Consider the following 18906-nt stretch of genomic DNA (forward strand, 5'->3'; position numbering starts at 1 on the left):
CAGCAATAAGTTCTAAAAACTACACTACTTGTACCGTCCTTCTTGTTAACCATTTTTAAAGTGTCAAAATTAAAAGTGGTGACCTAACTTATTGAGTTAGTTGATATTTGTTGTTCATATTATAGTTTTGATTAAAAAACGCTCAATTTGTAGTAAGTGCTATAACTATCTGCATTCGAGCTGTTTAATCAGGTATTATTCACAAAGTTATCCACAGTTTTTGTGGGTAACCTTTTGTTGATCAGTGAGTAACAATTGTCAGTGATTTTAACAATCAAGTTTGTTAGGTTGTGAACTTTAGTGCTTCATGGAAAAGCCTTTAAAAATAGTATATGGAAGAAAAATTTTGTACGAGGTTAAAACAACTTATTTTTAAAAAAATTTTATTTAAAATGTCAATATTTATTATTTTTTTGTCGCAAAAAATAATGACTTTCAACAGATTTATTCACAGGCTTCATATTGCTCTGTCAAGCTGTGAATAGAAAGTTGATTCAAACATTTGTTTTATGTTAGAGGTAAAACAGTACTTATTGGTTTTTTAGGTTTATTTGATAAAAATCTGAGGGCTGGTGCTAGCGGCGATTGAACGTGCCAGCAACCAGGGAGGAAGTTAAATCAAAAGTACATAACTCAATGTATGTTCTTTTTGAGCATACTTAAGAGGGTGCGAGATCACTTTCGTGGGTTTTTGGTATTAACGCGATCCAATTTTCAGGTCTAACCACTAATGCTTGTTGACGTTTAACGCCACTGTGTGCTTTTACAACATCAATACCATAATGGGCCAAGTCAACAACATAGACAGATGTCAGTAGTGGGGTAAATCCAAGTGCACGAGCACTATCAAGTAACTCGCGTGCATTGGCGGCATCAACACTTGCAATTTCATCAATGGTAAACAATAAACGTTGTTGTTGTGCTTGGAGGTTTTCACTCATCATGTGGCGAATAAGGTACATCAATGTTAAGAGCTTCAGTGTACTGCGAGTACCCGTTGAGCCAGCATCGTCGATTTTGTCATAGCGTTTAATCTCACCTTGTTGGTCCTCTACTTCAAACGCCACAGTAAACAAATCACCTAAACTTAATGAGGTATGGATGCGTGTAGCAATGATTTCTGCTGAGTTCATTGCCCGTTCTTCATCAATTTCTACGGGATCAAAATTAAGTAAGTGATTTTGTCCCTCTTCAATCAGGTGACCTGTTTCGACGATATATTTAATCGCATTAAATACTTCTTCTACCGGCTGAAGCAGAATCCGAAATTGTTTTAAATTGGATACCGTACGCTGGGCAATCGATTTATTAAACTGGGTTATTTCTCGCTCTAAACGGAGGTAGTCACTGAGAAAATCATTAAGCACACTACTCAATTGTAAAATAGCGCTTTTCTTGTACTGGCTTAACATTGTTTCTGTTTCAGGGAGTGCTTCCCAAGCTTCTAAAATATAGTGGCAGGATGTCATTAAATCAGGGCACTGCTCTGCCGCACGATAGCCTTTATCGCGAATATCCCTATAGATCAGCTCCATTTGAGTTGTTGTTTCTTGAGCCTGGCGCCAGTGACGTTGATATGTTTTTATTTTATCAAGGAGGGGCATTGAAGAATAATCAACATCAATTTGACCATTGTTTGGCCAGCCAATAGAGGGAGGCTGTAACAGACCATATAATTCGTCTACTTGTTTACGTTCTGTGAGTAATTTACTGTGAGTTTCTACGGTCTCACGATGATTCGCGGCCAGGTTCTCTTGCTGAAGACGAAACGTATTGATTTCTTCCGCTGTATTTTTTATGGAGGTTTTGATTTCCACAAGGCTGGATTGCCAGGTGTCAAACTCAGGTAAACTGGCTTGATAGCGATTAAATGCCTCTAATTCGCGTTCTTTTTGTTGTATTTGACGATTAGTTTCTTTTAACTCGCTGCGAATATCAGACTCATCGAGTAAAGCATTTAAACGTTGATCGAGTTCTTCAAGCTTTATCAGTTCTTCTTGTAACTCCGCTTCGAGAGCTTGTTTATCAATTGTTAATTGCTGGTGAGGAGCAGTTAACTGGTTGAAGTCTATCTCTATCCCATGAGCTTGATAGATCCCTTTCTCGTTAATATCGCTAATAATGTCAGTTAATAGTGCTTGAATAGCTTCATCAGAAATAATTTTAATGGCTGAATCATCATCATTAATCGGCAGTCGAAGTAGATCATCACTAATGATTTTAACGAGATGTAAAGCTTTTTCAGGAGGAAGTGTAGACGTTATATAATTATAAAAGGTTTCATTGGCGGCCAGCGTTTGCTCCAGTTTGCGGACCATTTTTTCCTGAGCCAGCATCTGTCGACGCAAACTGGCTTCTGTTCCTCCTAAAGAGGCAACACCAAGTTGGTTATTAAGCTTTATTTGACGTGTTTTTAGTGTATCAATTTCTGTGTTTAGCTGCTCTGGGTTATAGAGCTCCAGGTTATTGAATTGTTCAGCTTCTCGCTGATGACGTCGAATATTTTCTTCTAATATTGCTTCTTGACGTAAAAAGTTATCATGCGCTTTACGTGCTTGATCCTCTTGTATTTTAAAGTGATTCGACTGTTTTTGGGCATCAGCCAGTTGTAATTCAAGACGACTTATGTCTTCGTCTACGGCTGATTTCCAGAGGGTATATTCACTGTTTATTGCGCCTTCAAGTCCAAATACAACAGCAGTGGCTTTATCTCGTTGATAGCATTTAGTGCTGAGCGCTTCAATTTGTTCTGAAGAGGCTTTTAAGGCATCGTATTCTTTTTTAAGTCGATAATATTCGGCAAATACTTCTTCTTTTTTCTGCTGAAAATTAAGAGAAGTATGGTTCATATCAGTAGAGGATAATTTATGAGAGAACACGTCCAAAATAGATTGTTTTATCATTGAGGCATTGATTTCAGACTGTGTAATTAAGCTAACAAAGAGACTTTTGAAAACCTGATAACGGCGACTTCCACCCACAGGCACTAAGTCTAATGAGAAACCACACTTGCTTTGTCCACCACTAATTAAACTTTCTACTTCTTGGGGATCCAGCGTTATGACTTTTAAACCAGACTGGCCAAGACGTTTTTTGACATCACTAAAGGTCAGGGCGCGTTGCTCTGAAAAATAAGTACTCGTATCAAGCTGACCTGGATAAATAAAATGTTGGTAACGAAAACCACTGGCAGGACCTTTGCCGGCAATACCTAATACATAATTACCATGAATCGTTGATATTTCACTTAGAATAAAACTGGCTTCATGAGGAAAATAAAACTTTCGGGTTGCTTCTTTACTATACTTTTCAAAGCGACTTCCCACCATGGAAGGCAGAAAGAAAAATTGTAGGGCATTAATGGCTGTCGATTTACCACGGTTATTTGAGCCAAAAAATGAAACACTCTCATAAAGAGGAATTTCACCGAACGCATAGGTTCCAGAATTAATCATGACCAGCTTTTGCATACCATACTGCATATTAACTTAGTCCTCTTCGCTCGCGGTCATTTTGTTATCAGAGAGTTGTTCAGTTGTTTCCACTGAAGGCTCAGGGTGTTTGTCTATCATTTGCTGGTTGGCAATCGCTTCTGTGGCGGCAAGAAAACGCTCAATGGGTTTGCAGAATTTAACGTGAGTATCATTAATAATTTGGCAAAACCCTCGTTTACTCATCCATTCCAGTAAGTTGGTGAGGTCTTGTGGTGATGCCATATCGGCTTGGGTATATAGGTCTTTAAAGCTTTCTTGGGTCTTTTCAAATAAACTTAATTCAATTTGTTGCTCTTGAATCATTGATGAAGGATCAAAGTTATTATCTTGTAAATAGTCGACCAGCGTAAAAATCATTAAGGCGATTTTTCTGGACGTTGACATACTATTAGAGGTGACACTATCTGGATAGCGAAAATAAAAGAAGCCTTCTGTGTTATACACTAATTCATAACCTAATAGGTTAAATAAGACTTCATAGCTTGCTGCGTGTTTTTCTAATTCTTTATATAACGCATAATGCTCAAGGGCATCGACAGCTATGTGTACACCTTCTCTTAGTTTTGTGTATATCAGCTTAGCATTGGGTAATTGTTTACAGAGCTGATCATCAATTACAAGTGGGGCAGGTGTAATATCATTCATGAGAGCTGTGTTCCAAACTGCGGCATTGCATAAGAATATGGTGAGTTTTGGTTTCGTATTGGTTTTGTTGACCAAGATTTATGCTGAATTGTTCTGACTCATTGGTTAAGCGTATAAGGTACTCCAGTGCCAGTCGTGTATCTAACTCAGGGAAATGAGTTAACAACCAAGTCATACAGTCATCGATAGGGGCATCGGTAATGGCTTTTTCTTGTATTTGTTTAAAGGTAATAGGTATTTGGGTTTGACTATTGTCATGTGGTATTTCGGGTATATCAACAGCAGGTGCTTCAAATGTTGTTAACTGTGACAAATAAGCGAAAATGCTATGGTCGCTTTCCATTATCGAGGGACGATTTCGGCCAATAAGCGCAACCTGGTTAGGGGTTGTGGCATATTTAAACTTATGTTGGCGTATTTCTGCAATCGCCATTGAAGCGCCACGCGCTAATATAGAATTACGGCGTTGACGACGATAAATGGGTTCTAGTAGGCGTTGGCAACGGGCAATGCTGAATCGCAAACCTGAACGAAGATCCAGTAAACGATAATGTAGTTTTTGTAATTGGCGTAAGTGTTGGCACCCCATCATTAGCTGAACATCGTCCATGTATTGTAACAGTAGTGTTTCTGTTTGTTTTAAAGCTTGTTCATAGTCGCCTTGGGTATCTAACATTTCTGTGCTGGGTTGAATATAGTGTTCCCAGGCATCCAGGGCTTGAGCGTAGCGGCCTTTTAGAGACTGGTTTTCCGTTGAGGCATTTTTTGTGGTTTCAATGATACGCATAATAGCTTGTTCATTACGCTGTAGCTGACGGTGAACACCACGAAAACGACGATCTAACTGACTGATATAACGTTGCACCAGTTGGGTATCTTGAAAGGAAAAGCTGTGGCCAAGATTACGGGTAAGCCGTGTGATTTCATGAATTTCTGCTTTCAATGTTGCCGCTAACGCAAGTTGCTCCTGGTCTGTGAGTAACTCAATCATGTCCAGTATATAAGGGTTGAGATCAAGTAAATGCTCAGCTCTGGGAACGGGTAATAAGACTTCGCGTTGCAATAGTTCAGTCAGTAAGGGTTGTAGATTGTCATGCTGTTCCCAGTCATCTGTAGCGATACTTCGCGCTACATCCATAAATTCGTGTGTATTGAAACTCATCGAACCAAAACGCTGATGTAAGGTGATGACCAAATCAATATGTCTCAGTAAATATTTCAAAAAATTCTTGACATAAAGCACTAGAAACTTGCCCCTACAGGTGAATCAAGAGGACATAATTTAGCAAAAATAGTGCGATGACAGTATAGGTAAGTGAGTCACTTCGATGAAAAATTATACAAACTGAAGTCTTTCACTATACTTCAGTAAGAGTGATAACCTTTGGAGAAATGAAGGTTAATCTGCTTTTTCAGATAAGCACTTCTGCTCGACAGGAAGTTGTATGACTAAATCCCTTTATTCTACAACGGATACTACTTATACCACGTTAGCTAAAACCTATGATTTAAATTATGTGAAGCCTTTTTTACCTTATTTGTTGACAGCCACTGATGAGGGTGTCTTGGTTATTGATGTTAAAGGTGAAATTCTGTTCTCAAACCATCGCGCTAAAAAAATCTTGGGCTGGCGTGAAAACTGTCAGTTAATTCAGCAATACTGGCGGAAACTACCACAAACAGAGGAAGCGTTTTCTACATTTGTACTGCATCATGCACACCAATCCCCTTCGCAATTTGAATTAACTGTGGCTGATAATGAAGGAGGTAAGCGAATTATCTCATTGCAATTTGCCCAGCAACAGACGTTTTTTCTTGTGATGTTAAAGGATTTAACGGAACAGAAGCAGTCTGCGGAGTTACTTCACGACCTTTCTCAATACGATTGTTTAACCCGGCTCGCTAATCGCTCCTCTTTCCAAGAATGCTTACATAAGGCAGTGGTGCGTGGACAACACTGGCAGCGCAAGCTTGCTTTGCTATTGATCGATTTAGATCGTTTTAAAAATATCAATGATACATTAGGGCACAGTATTGGTGATGAGTTATTACAACAGGTTGCAACTAGGCTGAAGCAATGTGTGAGACGAGGAGATGCGGTTGCTCGATTGGGAGGTGATGAGTTTGCAATTATTTTAGAAAATATTTATGACCAAAATGATGCTGCGCTTGTTGCTGACAAAATTATATCGGGTTTAGCTCAACCCTTTGAATTACAAGGCCGACAGTTGTTTGTGTCCGCCAGTATTGGTATTACTGTCATGGACAGCATACACGCTGATACAGAAACCATGATAAAACAAGCCGATATAGCCATGTATCGTGTTAAAGACGAAGGTAAAAACCACTATCAATTTTATGATTCAAACATGAGTGCGTTGGCTGAGTATCGTATTCATCTCGAAACCAGTTTATACCGTGCCTTACACGAGCATCAGTTACTGCTACATTACCAGCCGCAAGTTGATGTTCAGACGGGGGATATTATTGGTTTAGAAGCCTTAATTCGTTGGCAGCATCCACATGAAGGGATTATAGGGCCTAATACATTTATTCCCCTGCTTGAAGAAACGGGACTTATTTTGCCTGTGGGTGAATGGGCCCTTTATAGTGCCTGTGCCCAACGCCAACAATGGTACCAACAACGGAACTTGCCTCCTTATACTAGTATTTCGGTTAACTTATCTGTACGGCAGTTACTGAGTGGTAATATTGTCAACACAGTAAAAAAAGTACTTAATGCAACAGGTTTAGCGCCTCAACTGCTTGATTTAGAAATAACAGAAAGCATGTTAATGGGCGATATTAAATTTGCCATTAAAGAGTTAGGGCACTTAAAACAGTTGGGTGTTTCTATCAGTATGGATGACTTTGGAACAGGTTATTCATCGTTAAGTTACCTCAAAAAACTTCCTATTGATACGGTTAAAATTGACCGCTCTTTTATTGAAGATTTACCTAATGATGTGGATGCAGCCAGTATTGCTCGGGCGATTGTTGGATTAGCGCATAACTTGGGATTAAATGTTATTGCTGAAGGGGTTGAGAATGAACGTGCACTGGCTTTTCTCAAATCCTTGGGTTGTGATTATTGTCAGGGATATTTATTTTCACCTCCTATGGCAGCAGATGAGTTGTTGACAAAATTCAGCAAAATTAAACATCAAGCCTTTATCGAAAGTTCACTTTCTACACTTCATCAGTATCATCAGCCCTTTTTACAGCATACTTAGTGCAATAATCCCACTTATTAATATCTACAGTTCATTCTATAAATCTTGACAGGGTGCTTTTGAATTTGTATATATGGATATGCGTATATATTTATTTTGTCAGAGGTGAGGAGTTACGAACTTGATTAGCCTGGTTCAATTTTTTAAGTGTCTCTCTGATGAAACGAGGATGAACATCACGTTGTTAATTCATCAGCAACGTGAGCTTTGTGTTTGTGAGTTGGTGGCTGCAATGGGAGGGAGTCAACCCAAGATTTCAAGGCATTTGGCCCAACTGCGCAATTGCAACATATTAATCGATGAGCGACGTGGACAATGGGTGTTTTATTCTATGCATCCTGCTTTACCTGATTGGGCTACTTCTATACTGGCACAGGCTTGTGATGCACAAGTAGATACCTTAAGTAATTATCAGCATCTACTTAAAACGATGAAAAATAGACCTGTTTGTTAAGCTATACACTTTTAAAGGTTATTTGGGTATGCAATTGCTCTTTATTTGTACACATAATCGTTGTCGCAGTATTTTATGTGAGGCGATTACCAATCACTTGGCCCAAGGCCGAATGTTAGCTTATAGCGCGGGCAGCCAACCCGTTGGACATGTTCATCCATTAACCCTCAAATATTTACACGCTCGGGGAATCAGTATTGAAGGACTTCAGAGCCAATCCTGGGAAGTCTATGAGACGAAAAAGCCTGAGGTGGTCATTACTGTGTGTGATAGTGCTGCTAATGAAGTATGTCCAACCTGGTTTGACAAAACAGTTAAAGTTCATTGGGGCTTACCTGATCCATCCAAGCTGAAAGGCGATGAGAAAACACAAAGCGACGCTTTTTTTTCTGTAATGAATACCATTGAGCAACGGGTGCAAAAAATGTTGGCATTAGACTTGGAGGCTCTTTCCCCGTCAGCGTTACAAGAAGCATTACACGCTATAGCAGAAGAGGTTTAAATCATGGGCTTTTTCGAACGTTTTCTCTCACTTTGGGTCGGTCTGTGTATATTGGCTGGCGTGCTGTTAGGTAATTTGGTGCCTAGCGTGTTTCAATGGTTTGCTGCACTGGAAGTGGCTCATGTGAATATACCTGTTGCGGTGTTTATTTGGGTAATGATTTATCCCATGATGATTCAGGTGGACTTTTCGTCTATCAAAGATATTGGTAAAAAACCAAAGGGATTATTACTAACGTTAGTGATTAATTGGCTCATCAAGCCCTTTACGATGGCTGCACTAGGGTGGCTTTTTTTCCGTTTACTATTTGCTAACTGGGTGAGTCCCGAGACTGCAACTGAATATATTGCGGGAATGATTTTATTGGGGGTGGCACCTTGTACCGCAATGGTTTTTGTTTGGAGTCAACTGACCAAAGGTGATGCTAATTACACGTTAGTGCAGGTCTCTGTTAATGACCTTATCATGATCTTTGCCTTTGCCCCTATTGCTGCGTTTTTACTGGGGGTGAGTGATGTGACCGTACCCTGGGCAACACTGTTATTGTCTGTGATTCTCTACGTAGTGATGCCGCTTATTGCAGGCATACTGACGCGTAAAGTACTGGATGCAAAGGAAGATCATCACCGATTGAACCAATTTGTTCATGGGCTTAAACCTGTGTCAATAGCAGGTCTTCTTGCAACAGTAGTCTTACTTTTTGGTTTTCAGGCTGAAACAATCACCGCTAAACCGCTTGCCATTGTGTTAATCTCGATACCTTTGTTATTGCAATCCTATGGTATTTTTGCGATTGCTTATGGTGTAGCAAAAGTAATAAAGCTTCCTCATAATATTGCTGCACCAGCTTGTATGATCGGTACCTCTAATTTCTTTGAGTTAGCGGTTGCTGTAGCGATTTCTCTATTTGGTTTGCAGTCTGGAGCAGCACTGGCAACCGTAGTCGGTGTTTTAGTTGAGGTGCCTGTTATGCTTTCTTTAGTTGCATTTGCTAACAGAACACGCCATTGGTTTAGCCAGAGTGAAGCAGTTTCGTAACGTTATACCCTTGAGGGTATTCCTGCTAATCTACTGACACTTAAAAGTAGATTATGACTAGTATAATAGCGATCGCATATACCCTACAGTTGTTGTAATGATTTAATGGCTTTTTTTTATCACAACAAAATCGCTTTTGGTGACAGTTACATTGTTCTTGAACAAGCTTTAATTCATAGTTTTTAGACGGTTTTCCCTGCTGTGCAGTGGTAAGAAACTGTGGTGTGTTTTGTAACTCTGCAAAGACCGTGTGAATATTTTTGCTGTTTTACTTATACGATGAACTAGAAATCCACTATTTAATAAACAATTTAGCATTTGTTGTCCAATATTATGAATACAAATGGTTGTGACGCCTGTGGCCTGGAATTGTTTAATTAAATCGAGCTGTTTTGACGATATTGGCCAATGTTTGGCGAGAGACACCCATTTGGTTAGCCGCTTCCTGCTGCTGCATACCAATAAAATCTACCAGCCTAAGCGCTTCAAACTCATACGCTATATTTAGATAACCTGGTTTTGTTGATTTTTGCTCACAAAGTTAGGCTATATATTTAATGTTCTGAAAACAAAAGTTGGTAGAACAACACAGTAATACTAATTGCACTCTTGACAGCACAGCGTAAGAAGATTAATTTAGTTAGTATGTTAACTAAATTTTTAAAGTCAAAGACAGCGTTTGTTTTTATCGAATTCCAGCATGAGTGGATCGGTGAGAATGCGCCACTCAAGAACCGGTTTGTTAAAGACCGAGAGCTTTTTGATCTGTCAGTTAGTAATGCAGCACAAATTATTACAAAGGCGAGAGAAAAGGAATGGATGATTGTTCATGCAGGTTTAGATCTAAGCCATGACCCTGAGTATCTTGTGTTTGCAGGTGGTACTGGCAAACTTGGGCTAGCTGGGGCGATACCTAAAGTTGGAACATGGCAAGAATCAGGCTCAAGGTTTGTACCGCCATTTTGTCCCGAAGCAGGAGAATTTATTGTGAAGGGACGTGCTGGGGCAAGTGTTTTGAAGCATTCCACCCTTGATCCATTTCTAAGACATAACGGTATTTCTAATCTCGTTCTTATGGGGTTTGCAACACATGTTTGTGTGGAATCTACCTTGCGAGATGCACATGATAGTGGTTACAACTGTATCGTTGTGACAGATGCATGTGGTGCATTTGAGCAGCAACAAGCGGACTACTTTGAAAAACATGTTCTTCATCATTTTGGTGAAGGATGTATTACACCTGAATTATTAAGCATATTGTAGTATTGCGTGTATTTAGTTTTTTTGCGCCTAAAATAAGTCATGATTGGTCTAATTAAATGTTTTTTTTGAAAGAATTACCTACACAAAAAATATTGAAACAGTATGCTAAACAGTTTCCGGAAATGGACTTAGAAAAGACTGAAGCTGCACTGACTATGTTACGTCAAGCCAGTTTGCTTATCAGAAAGCTGGATGCTTATTTCGCTGAGCAGGGCCTTTCACAAACTCGATTTTTAATTTTAATTGTGCTTGATCGAGAACCAGATTTAGGTCAGTTTACAATGAAAGATATTGTTTCACGGCTGGATGTATCAAAGGTGGTTATCACCAATACGCTAAAAGCACTTGAGAAAGAAGGATTAGTCGAAGTCAAAGACTGTATCGAGGATCGACGTGCTAAAAAAATCGAAATTACCAAAAAAGGCTGCTCAAAATTAAAAAGCATATTGCCTGGTTATTATAGGCTTATTAATAATGAAATGAGAAGTACTGATAGTAATACTCGCTAATAATATGCAGTGAGGTTATTAAATAACGAAAAGGGTGTTTCATGTTTATAGCGTTGCTTGTTATTTTTGTGATTTTTAGTTGGCATTTACTTTAAGTAAGTGTCAGGGCAATTGCATATAAAAATAGTTTGTGGTGAGTACTACAGATTGTGCCAATGCAGTGCATGAATTAATTTGTTCCTCCCGCAGCAGAAAACCCTCCTTGGTCTCTGCTGCTCCCAGCACCTGTTTCACAAACCCATTCAAGCACTGCAAACCTAAATTTTGCTATACCTCAATCATGATTAAATGAACATCTGTAGTATTTCGATGTATGCCAGTGGGAAATAAAGGCTGAAAATGCACATCGAACTGTTTGCCGCAAGGGTGCGGTAAAACTATCTTGTCAAACAGCGGCCTCCAGGAAAGGATTCACTGCGTGTTCGAAGGGCGTTATGCAAACATTGGACAAAGGTGCTTAAAATGGCTTTTATAAAGGTAAAGTTATATGCGATTGCCCTGAAGTGAGTGCTGAGTTGTAGTGAATTTTTATAAATAATTAATGCTTGGAGAAATACATGAAATCTGCAATAAATGATAATCAAAGTCGTTTTGAACGTGGCCTTGCTAATTTAAAGAAAATTGATGGTGAGGCAGGGGAAAAAGTGATTGAGGGGCTTAAGCAAATAGCTCCAGATCTGGCTCGCTATACGATAGAATATCCATTTGGTGATATTTACAATCGCCCAGGTCTTGACCTTCGATCCAGAGAAATTTCGACAATTGCAGCACTGACCGCAATGGGGAATGCAGAACCTCAGTTGAAGGTTCATATTCAGGCAGGGTTAAATGTTGGTTTGACTAAAGAAGAAATTGTAGAAATTATTATCCAAATGAGTGTTTATGCAGGTTTTCCAGCAGCGCTTAATGGAATTAAGGCGGCTAAGGAAGTATTTGAAAAGAAGCAATGTGAAAAGTAGATAGTCGCTATTTTTAAGTTAAACCCTGTTTAGCAAGGCTTTTAGCCTTGCTAAACGGTATTATTTATTAATTTTGTGGTACTTCACCTGCTGCGTAAGGGAACACAGGTTGAGAGTAGACTCCACCATCGCTATTTTGATTGCTTAAGCCTAAACCAGGCCAGTTTGTGATATCAGTGATTGTAGCAACGTAACCATTGTCATAAAGGGCATGTATAAACACAGATCTTTCCAGCCACCAATCATTACTATCAGTGGTAAAAACAATTTCTTGAACAGTGTAAACATCATCACTAAGGCTTGTTAGGTCTAAGGCTACAGATTGAATACCTCCATTAGTGAAGGGGCCAATCGCATTTTTAAAAGTGTGGGTAGCGGGGGTTTGGTCGACACCTGGTTGATTTGCATACTGAATATATACATCAGGCGTTGCGGCTGATTGTGAATCTTGGGCTGTAGATGTGATAGTTGTTATATAAAGTTTTGTTATTTTATTTTGAGCCATTTTTATTCCCTTAAAAAGAAGTGAAAAGTATAAAGTTTCAGGTTGCTCTACTTTATAATGAAACTCCAATCGAAACCTTAGTTCACCTCTAAAGGATATTCCAGAATTAGCTCAATTTTTTTGTTGAAGTTTCGGTCATTTTCTGAAAATGCCTCAACGACCTATTTTGAGGCATTGTATGAGTCATAAAAAAGTTGGCATTCTGGATGAATTTCCTAGCTTAACTGGTTATGCTAACGCCTGTTAACAATGACATCTACATCGATTATATGAACAGGTGATGAATAATTGATGATGAGCCAATTAAAAACTATTAGACAACACGTGGTGGTTACGATACTACTGCTCGTTTCTTTCATGATAACAAGTGGTTGTGCTCAGCAACCTGCGAATAAAAAGCAAGACTTTGCACAAATACAAGAGACGTATAATCAACGTTCTTTAGACTCTTTGAGTAAACGATACAGGGAGCTGCAGCAGATTCCAGGGCACTTTCAAGGGGGAGAGTGGGATCCTTTGGTTGATGAGTGGATGGGAGAAAAACATCGAATCATGCAGGCGCTGCATTATAAATTGAAGCAGAAATACTCGACAGTGCCTGAAATAAGAAAGTTGTTGGGTGAGCCAAACTGGGAAGTTACCAAAGGCCATTTGTTTTTTAGTGAGCTAAATAGCCACTGCCAGGATGATCAAGTAACTGTGTATGATGTATTTTTTTGGCGGGGGCAGACTGATTTTTTGTTTTTTGGTTCTGATGGCTTAAATGTTTTATGCTTGGATTGGTGGCATGCAGGTGAGTGATTAGCTGTCATAATAGATTCACAATCAAGTGGCTTATGCTTTTCAGGTAGAGCAGCTACTTGGTTATGGATGTAATACGATGATAAATAAAATATAACAACACCCAAAGCGAGGGGGATATCTTTCGTTTTTGAGGTGATTAAAAAATTTATGGAGTGAAGATGAGTAACAAGGAAATGGCTAAAGGACATTCTTTTCTTTCGCATTTTTCGTTAAAAAATTCTGTAGCTATTGCAGTGTTATCTGCGACAACCATGTGGGTGGGAGGAGATGCTTTTGCTCATACGGATTTTCCTCAACCCTCTTTAGCTCCTCTTAAGCAAAAATCACAGGTTTACAAAGCGTACTTTCCTTCTGATCAGATTGCGCGGCAGGTCGTTAAAAGTATGGAGACACTGTCTTCTGACTATGAGCAGGGTTACTTAGTGGTGCCTGGTGATAGCCAGCAGTTGAATAAGCTTATTGGCTTAGGATTTAAGTTGGAAGCTGTAAATGCAAAAGATAGTGGTTTAAATTTAGTGCCTGCGGCAACCATTCGTGAGAGTGCAGATCATATACCAGGTTACAGCTGCTACCCGACAGTTGAAGCAACATTTAAGGAAGCTAAAACACTGGCTGATGAGCATCCACGGTTGGCTGAGTGGATTGATATCGGTGATTCCTGGCGTAAAACGCAGCAGCGGGGAGGGTATGACTTAATGGTGTTAAAGCTCACCCGTAATAATGATATAGAAGATAAGCCTAAATTATTTATTAATAGTGCAATTCATGCGCGGGAATATGCTACAGCGCCATTGGCACTGGCTTTTGCCAAAAACTTACTGACAGGTTATGGCAATGATGCTGATGCAACTTGGATACTCGATCACCATGAAGTGCATTTATTACTTCAAACCAATCCTGATGGACGAAAACAAGCTGAAAAAGGCGTCTTATGGCGTAAAAATGTTAATGATTTTAATGGTTGTTATAACCCACTTAAACAAGGTATTGATTTAAACCGTAACTTTACCTTTGGTTGGGGAACTACGACAGATGGTTCCAGTGGTGATGTATGCTCGCAAGTGTATCGAGGTTCGGCTCCAGGTTCAGAGCCAGAGGTTCAGGCCCTGCAAAATTATGTAAGGAGCTTGTATCCTGACCGTCGAGGAGCAGAGCGTAATGATCCAGCCCCATTAGATACAAGTGGTATCCATCTTGATATTCATAGTCATGGACGTCTTGTACTTTGGCCTTGGGGAACAAATGGTGATCCAGCGCCTAATCATACCCAATTGCAAACTCTAGGACGTAAATTTGCCTACTTTAATGGTTACTCACCTGAAAGGTCGTTAGGGCTCTACGAAACCGATGGCACAAGTGATGGCATTAGTTATGGTGAGCTTGGGGTTGCAGCGTTTACCTTTGAATTGGGTACAGAGTTTTTTGAGTCATGCCATTATTTCGAACAAAAAATCTTACCCGATAATTTGAAAGCACTACGTTATGCGGCAAAAGTTGTACGTGCACCTTATCAACTTCCTACTGGACCAGAAGTGTATAGTGTCAATATTGATAACGAAGCATCTGAAAACCCAGTACCTGCTGGTACATGGTTGTCATTATCGGCGATCGCTGATGATAGTCGTTTTAGTCATCGTAATGGTGTTGAACCTGTACAGACTATTACTGCCGCAGAATACTTCCTTGATGTGCCTCCGTGGCAGGAAGGTGCTGAGCGTCAACCTATGCAGTCAGTTTCTGGTGACTTTGATTTGGAGCAGCAAGCCATAAAAGGTATTATAGATACCCGAAACTTGTCGTCTGGTAAACATATTGCTTTTGTCCGGGCAATGGACAGTGATGGACGGTGGGGACCTGTTTCTGCTGTGTTTTTCTCTATTCAGTAAAAATACGTTACATCGCTTAAACTAAACAAGGGCACATTAAACCGTGCCCTTTTTGTAATTATATTGGGTACTACTGATCAATTAATGGGATTAAAAAAGGTGAAGAGGTTCTGTGCTGTAACTTACTAAAATATTTTTTACTTGTTGGTAACTCTTGAGCGTCATTTTATGGGTTTCTCGGCCAACACCTGATTTTTTATAACCACCAAAAGCAGCATGTGCAGGATACATGTGATAGCAGTTTACCCAAACTCTTCCTGCTTGTATTTTTCGAGCCATTTGTTGTGCTCGATTAATATCACGTGTCCAAACACCAGCTCCTAAGCCGTAGGGTACATCATTGGCAATACGGGTGGCTTCTTCTTCTGTTTTAAAAGTAGTGACACCAATAGTAGGGCCAAATATTTCCTCCTGGAATACACGCATTGAATTTTCTCCCTGGAGGATTGTTGGTTGTACATAATAGCCTGTTTTTAAGGTATCAGGCACTTGGGCGCGTTGACCGCCAAAGAGAATATGAGCACCTTCTTTACGACCTATTTCAAGATAACCCATAATTTTATTTAACTGGTCTAACGATACTTGAGCACCAACCATTGTTTCCGTATCTAAGGGATTACCTTGCTTTATGGTTTTTGCACGGTTTAGTACATGTTCCATAAATGAGTCATAAATAGATTCATGAACTAACGCTCGAGAAGGGCAGGTGCAGACTTCACCTTGATTAAAAAATGCTAATAAAAGTCCTTCAACGCATTTATCCAAATAAGAAGGCTCTTGTTGCATAATATCAGGAAAATAAATATTGGGTGATTTCCCACCTAACTCAACAGTACAAGGGATAATATTCTTAGCTGCAGATTGATATACTTCGCATCCCACTTCAGTTGATCCAGTAAAGGCCAATTTTGCAATACGGGGGCTGGAAGCAAGGGCTTTACCAGCTTCATGACCAAAGCCATTAACGACATTGACAACACCGGGTGGGATAATGTCTTCCAGGATTTCCATTAAGAGTAAAATTGAAACAGGAGTTTGTTCGGCAGGTTTAAGGACTACACAGTTGCCTGCCGCTAATGCGGGTGCGAGTTTCCAGGCAGCCATTAATAAGGGAAAATTCCAAGGAATAATTTGCCCAACGACCCCTAATGGCTCGTGAAAATGATAAGATGTTGTGGTTGCATCTATTTCAGCTAAGGAACTATCCTCGGCACGAATGCACCCTGCAAAATAACGAAAGTGATCAATAACAAGCGGTATATCTGCGTTTATTGTTTCGCGGATAGGTTTACCATTATCCCAGGTTTCAGCAATAGCAAGTTTTTCAGCAAACTGTTCTATACGGTCAGCAATTTGTAGTAAAATCTGTGCACGAAAGGCTACAGGTTTTGAACCCCATTCAGGTGCTGCTTGATGAGCGGCATCAAGTGCGGCGTCAATATCGTGTTTTGTTGAGCGGGGGATTTCACAATAGGTTTCCCCCGTTACAGGTGTCTTATTTTCAAAAAAATTGCCTTTCTTGGGGGGTACCCATTCTCCATTAATAAAATTAGCATATCGGGATTTAAAAAAAAGCTTGGCGCCATCTTGGCCTGGAGGCGTGTATATCATTATTGCTCCCTGGTTTTCATTTGCTTTGTTATTGTAAGTTGTTTTTGCCATTCTGACAGTCATGCTTTTCACTTAGGTAATATGTTTATTTATGTGCCCTTTTTGAGTAAGCTAAGTTTCTTTGTTTGTAGGCTTTATACTTCACATAAAAAACTTATCTAATGAAAAGCTTTATTTTTATTATTTCAAGAATATGTCAGTCTTATTGCGCATACATTTATTATTTTATGATTCTTTGTTATTTTCCATCATTAAATCTTTGCGATCTGAAGAAAGCTCAAGATTTTTAGGGTTATAAGATTTTAGTTGGAAAAATACCCCCCTCATACCACTATTGTCTAATGCTTTGCGGCGGAATGCAGTCTAATGCATATCAAGTCAGGTTTTCAAACTGTCGAGGGATAAAAGCCATAGGTGTTTTTATATATAAAAGTGGTAAGAAATGTATGGTTAATTTAAAAAAGCTTTAAAAACAATAAATTAATCTGTATTTGTAACGTATAGTTTACGATCAACTTTAGGAAGGAAACACGTGAACTAATTTCACCTGCGGCTATGGTTGTGTATAAGTTAACCAATAGCATTTTTTTTACACGCCAGTATAGCCAGATCGATGAGGCATTATAATGACAAAAACGAGCAACTATACAGCAAAATCGCCAGGACCAGATGGTTTTATTGTTTATAGTGATGATGAAAATGCAATTTGGTCTCAGTTAATTAACCGCCAGTTGAGCTGCATTCAGGGAAAAGCCTGCGATGAATATTTAGCGGGCTTGGTGAAATTGCAACTACCAACTGATCGTATTCCTCAATTAGCAGAAATTAATGATGTTTTAATGCAGGAAACAGGCTGGCGAGTTGCTCGTGTACCTGCATTGATTTCATTCGACAGGTTTTTTAGCTTACTTGCAAATAAGCAGTTTCCGGTAGCTACCTTTATTAGAACGTGGGATGAGTTAGATTACTTGCAAGAGCCTGATATATTCCATGAAATTTTTGGGCACTGCCCACTGTTAACGAACCCTGCATTTGCACAATTTACACATCTTTATGGCCAATTAGGGTATAAAGCCAGTAAACAAGATAGAGTTTATCTAGCGCGTTTATATTGGTTTACTGTTGAATTTGGTTTATTACACTTGCAAAATGAGTGGCGTATTTATGGCGGTGGTGTCTTATCCTCTCCAGGAGAAACACAGTATGCTATAGACAGTGAGAAACCAGAACGTAAGCCATTTGATATATTAGAAGTATTAAGAACACCCTATCGCATAGATATTATGCAACCAATTTACTTTTATTTAGAATGTGTAGAGCAGCTTTACGATATTTGTCATTTAGATATCATGTCTTATGTAACTAAAGCGAAAGCAATGGGACTGCTGCCTGCTAAGTATCCACCGAAAGTTCCTCAGCAAGCCTGTTAAGGTTTTACTAGATCATAGGGTAGTGGAACTGTAAACATAAACACAAGAAGTCATTATTTATACGTAATCTGTAGTCAGTGTAACTGATATCACTGAAACACAAAATTCGTAATGAGTAAATATTAATCAAAAAATAAGGGTAATTGCTTTATGAGTGATTTGTCATCTTTAAAGTGTGAAGCTTGCCAAGTAGGAGCACCAAAGGTAACCGAGGAAGAGTTACCAAGCTTGTTAGCTGAAATTCCAGATTGGAATATAGAGATACGTGATGACATTATGCAGTTAGAGCGAGTTTTCACGTTTAAAAACTTCAAAGAAGCGTTGGCATTTACTAACCGTGTAGGGGAGATTGCTGAAGAGGTATTCCACCATCCAAGTATATTGACAGAGTGGGGGCAAGTAACTGTTACCTGGTGGACTCATAAGATTAAAGGTTTACATAAAAATGATTTTATCATGGCAGCAAAGACGGATGAGATACTGTCTTAATATGTGATACACTTAACGTGCAGCTTCTACTTAACAGTTTTCTGTGAATAGCCCACTGTGTGGATTATTCACAGTCGATATGCC

General features: G+C 39.3%; 17 protein-coding genes. 11 read left to right on the forward strand and 6 right to left on the reverse strand.

Annotation, left to right across the window (positions count from 1 at the left end; translation table 11 throughout):
• Positions 1-659 precede the first annotated feature (659 nt).
• The 3 genes from KCG35_RS12065 to KCG35_RS12075 are packed head-to-tail and all read right to left on the reverse strand — an operon-like array spanning position 660 to position 5361.
• Positions 660-3482, reverse strand: coding sequence for an Mks condensin complex protein MksF (locus KCG35_RS12065; RefSeq protein ID WP_215819952.1), 2823 nt, complete (start codon positions 3480-3482; stop codon positions 660-662).
• Between the two features lie 6 nt (positions 3483-3488).
• Positions 3489-4139 (reverse strand): chromosome partition protein MukE, encoded by a 651-nt coding sequence (locus KCG35_RS12070; protein WP_215819953.1) that lies wholly within the window; start codon positions 4137-4139, stop codon positions 3489-3491.
• On the reverse strand, positions 4132-5361 hold the full coding sequence (locus KCG35_RS12075) for an MksB family condensin complex protein (RefSeq protein WP_215819954.1): 1230 nt from the start codon (positions 5359-5361) through the stop codon (positions 4132-4134). The genes KCG35_RS12070 and KCG35_RS12075 overlap by 8 nt, the downstream gene beginning before the upstream one ends.
• A gap of 223 nt (positions 5362-5584) precedes the next feature.
• On the opposite strand from KCG35_RS12075, the gene KCG35_RS12080 reads away from it, so the two are divergent.
• The 4 genes from KCG35_RS12080 (at position 5585) to arsB (ending at position 9366) form a co-directional block, all read left to right on the forward strand.
• Positions 5585-7372, forward strand: coding sequence for a sensor domain-containing protein (locus tag KCG35_RS12080; RefSeq protein WP_215819955.1), 1788 nt, complete (start codon positions 5585-5587; stop codon positions 7370-7372).
• Between the two features lie 121 nt (positions 7373-7493).
• On the forward strand, positions 7494-7826 hold the full coding sequence (locus KCG35_RS12085) for a metalloregulator ArsR/SmtB family transcription factor (protein WP_230409164.1): 333 nt from the start codon (positions 7494-7496) through the stop codon (positions 7824-7826).
• Between the two features lie 28 nt (positions 7827-7854).
• The gene (locus tag KCG35_RS12090; RefSeq protein ID WP_215819956.1) at positions 7855-8328 is read left to right on the forward strand and encodes an arsenate reductase ArsC; all 474 of its coding nucleotides are present in this window, start codon (positions 7855-7857) and stop codon (positions 8326-8328) included.
• Positions 8329-8331: 3 nt separating this feature from the next.
• Positions 8332-9366 (forward strand): ACR3 family arsenite efflux transporter, encoded by a 1035-nt coding sequence (gene arsB, locus KCG35_RS12095; RefSeq protein WP_215819957.1) that lies wholly within the window; start codon positions 8332-8334, stop codon positions 9364-9366.
• A 373-nt stretch (positions 9367-9739) separates the two neighbouring features.
• Here the strand turns inward: arsB and KCG35_RS26835 are convergent, their stop codons facing one another.
• The gene (locus KCG35_RS26835) at positions 9740-9868 is read right to left on the reverse strand and encodes a DUF134 domain-containing protein (RefSeq protein WP_215819998.1); all 129 of its coding nucleotides are present in this window, start codon (positions 9866-9868) and stop codon (positions 9740-9742) included.
• A gap of 143 nt (positions 9869-10011) precedes the next feature.
• Between KCG35_RS26835 and KCG35_RS12105 the strand changes: the two genes are divergently transcribed.
• The 3 genes from KCG35_RS12105 to KCG35_RS12115 all read left to right on the forward strand — a co-directional run bounded on the left by KCG35_RS12105 (position 10012) and on the right by KCG35_RS12115 (position 12097).
• A complete protein-coding gene (locus tag KCG35_RS12105; RefSeq protein ID WP_215819958.1) occupies positions 10012-10629 on the forward strand; it encodes a cysteine hydrolase family protein in 618 nt (205 codons plus the stop codon).
• A gap of 56 nt (positions 10630-10685) precedes the next feature.
• Complete coding sequence (locus KCG35_RS12110) at positions 10686-11138, forward strand: MarR family winged helix-turn-helix transcriptional regulator (RefSeq protein WP_215819959.1); 453 nt, start codon at positions 10686-10688, stop codon at positions 11136-11138.
• A 557-nt stretch (positions 11139-11695) separates the two neighbouring features.
• The gene (locus tag KCG35_RS12115; RefSeq protein ID WP_215819960.1) at positions 11696-12097 is read left to right on the forward strand and encodes a carboxymuconolactone decarboxylase family protein; all 402 of its coding nucleotides are present in this window, start codon (positions 11696-11698) and stop codon (positions 12095-12097) included.
• A 67-nt stretch (positions 12098-12164) separates the two neighbouring features.
• Here KCG35_RS12115 and KCG35_RS12120 read toward each other — a convergent pair whose 3' ends face one another.
• Complete coding sequence (locus KCG35_RS12120) at positions 12165-12602, reverse strand: hypothetical protein (RefSeq protein ID WP_215819961.1); 438 nt, start codon at positions 12600-12602, stop codon at positions 12165-12167.
• A 291-nt stretch (positions 12603-12893) separates the two neighbouring features.
• On the opposite strand from KCG35_RS12120, the gene KCG35_RS12125 reads away from it, so the two are divergent.
• Together KCG35_RS12125 and KCG35_RS12130 are read left to right on the forward strand one after the other, a co-directional pair.
• Complete coding sequence (locus tag KCG35_RS12125) at positions 12894-13403, forward strand: hypothetical protein (protein ID WP_215819962.1); 510 nt, start codon at positions 12894-12896, stop codon at positions 13401-13403.
• Between the two features lie 161 nt (positions 13404-13564).
• Entirely contained in the window at positions 13565-15292 is a 1728-nt protein-coding gene (locus tag KCG35_RS12130) for a M14 family metallopeptidase (protein ID WP_215819963.1), read from the forward strand.
• 90 nt (positions 15293-15382) lie between these two features.
• Here KCG35_RS12130 and KCG35_RS12135 read toward each other — a convergent pair whose 3' ends face one another.
• Positions 15383-16903, reverse strand: coding sequence for an aldehyde dehydrogenase family protein (locus tag KCG35_RS12135; RefSeq protein WP_215819999.1), 1521 nt, complete (start codon positions 16901-16903; stop codon positions 15383-15385).
• A gap of 626 nt (positions 16904-17529) precedes the next feature.
• Between KCG35_RS12135 and phhA the strand changes: the two genes are divergently transcribed.
• Positions 17530-18333 (forward strand): phenylalanine 4-monooxygenase, encoded by an 804-nt coding sequence (phhA, locus tag KCG35_RS12140; protein WP_215819964.1) that lies wholly within the window; start codon positions 17530-17532, stop codon positions 18331-18333.
• A gap of 150 nt (positions 18334-18483) precedes the next feature.
• Positions 18484-18822, forward strand: a complete 339-nt coding sequence (locus tag KCG35_RS12145) for a 4a-hydroxytetrahydrobiopterin dehydratase (RefSeq protein ID WP_215819965.1) — start codon at positions 18484-18486, stop codon at positions 18820-18822.
• The last annotated feature ends 84 nt before the right edge of the window (positions 18823-18906 follow it).

The organism is Zooshikella harenae, assembly GCF_018837975.1.
GTDB classification, from domain to species: Bacteria; Pseudomonadota; Gammaproteobacteria; order Pseudomonadales; family Zooshikellaceae; genus Zooshikella; species Zooshikella harenae.

Excerpts from the sequence above, each read along its gene's own strand:
- KCG35_RS12065 (WP_215819952.1), bottom strand. The coding sequence starts at position 3,482 with ATGCAGTATGGTATGCAAAAGCTGGTCATGATTAATTCTGGAACCTAT.
- KCG35_RS12070 (WP_215819953.1), bottom strand. The coding sequence starts at position 4,139 with ATGAATGATATTACACCTGCCCCACTTGTAATTGATGATCAGCTCTGT.
- KCG35_RS12080 (WP_215819955.1), top strand. The coding sequence starts at position 5,585 with ATGACTAAATCCCTTTATTCTACAACGGATACTACTTATACCACGTTA.
- KCG35_RS12090 (WP_215819956.1), top strand. The coding sequence starts at position 7,855 with ATGCAATTGCTCTTTATTTGTACACATAATCGTTGTCGCAGTATTTTA.
- arsB (WP_215819957.1), top strand. The coding sequence starts at position 8,332 with ATGGGCTTTTTCGAACGTTTTCTCTCACTTTGGGTCGGTCTGTGTATA.
- KCG35_RS12105 (WP_215819958.1), top strand. The coding sequence starts at position 10,012 with ATGTTAACTAAATTTTTAAAGTCAAAGACAGCGTTTGTTTTTATCGAA.
- KCG35_RS12110 (WP_215819959.1), top strand. The coding sequence starts at position 10,686 with ATGTTTTTTTTGAAAGAATTACCTACACAAAAAATATTGAAACAGTAT.
- KCG35_RS12115 (WP_215819960.1), top strand. The coding sequence starts at position 11,696 with ATGAAATCTGCAATAAATGATAATCAAAGTCGTTTTGAACGTGGCCTT.
- KCG35_RS12120 (WP_215819961.1), bottom strand. The coding sequence starts at position 12,602 with ATGGCTCAAAATAAAATAACAAAACTTTATATAACAACTATCACATCT.
- KCG35_RS12125 (WP_215819962.1), top strand. The coding sequence starts at position 12,894 with ATGATGAGCCAATTAAAAACTATTAGACAACACGTGGTGGTTACGATA.
- KCG35_RS12130 (WP_215819963.1), top strand. The coding sequence starts at position 13,565 with ATGAGTAACAAGGAAATGGCTAAAGGACATTCTTTTCTTTCGCATTTT.
- KCG35_RS12135 (WP_215819999.1), bottom strand. The coding sequence starts at position 16,903 with ATGATATACACGCCTCCAGGCCAAGATGGCGCCAAGCTTTTTTTTAAA.
- phhA (WP_215819964.1), top strand. The coding sequence starts at position 17,530 with ATGACAAAAACGAGCAACTATACAGCAAAATCGCCAGGACCAGATGGT.
- KCG35_RS12145 (WP_215819965.1), top strand. The coding sequence starts at position 18,484 with ATGAGTGATTTGTCATCTTTAAAGTGTGAAGCTTGCCAAGTAGGAGCA.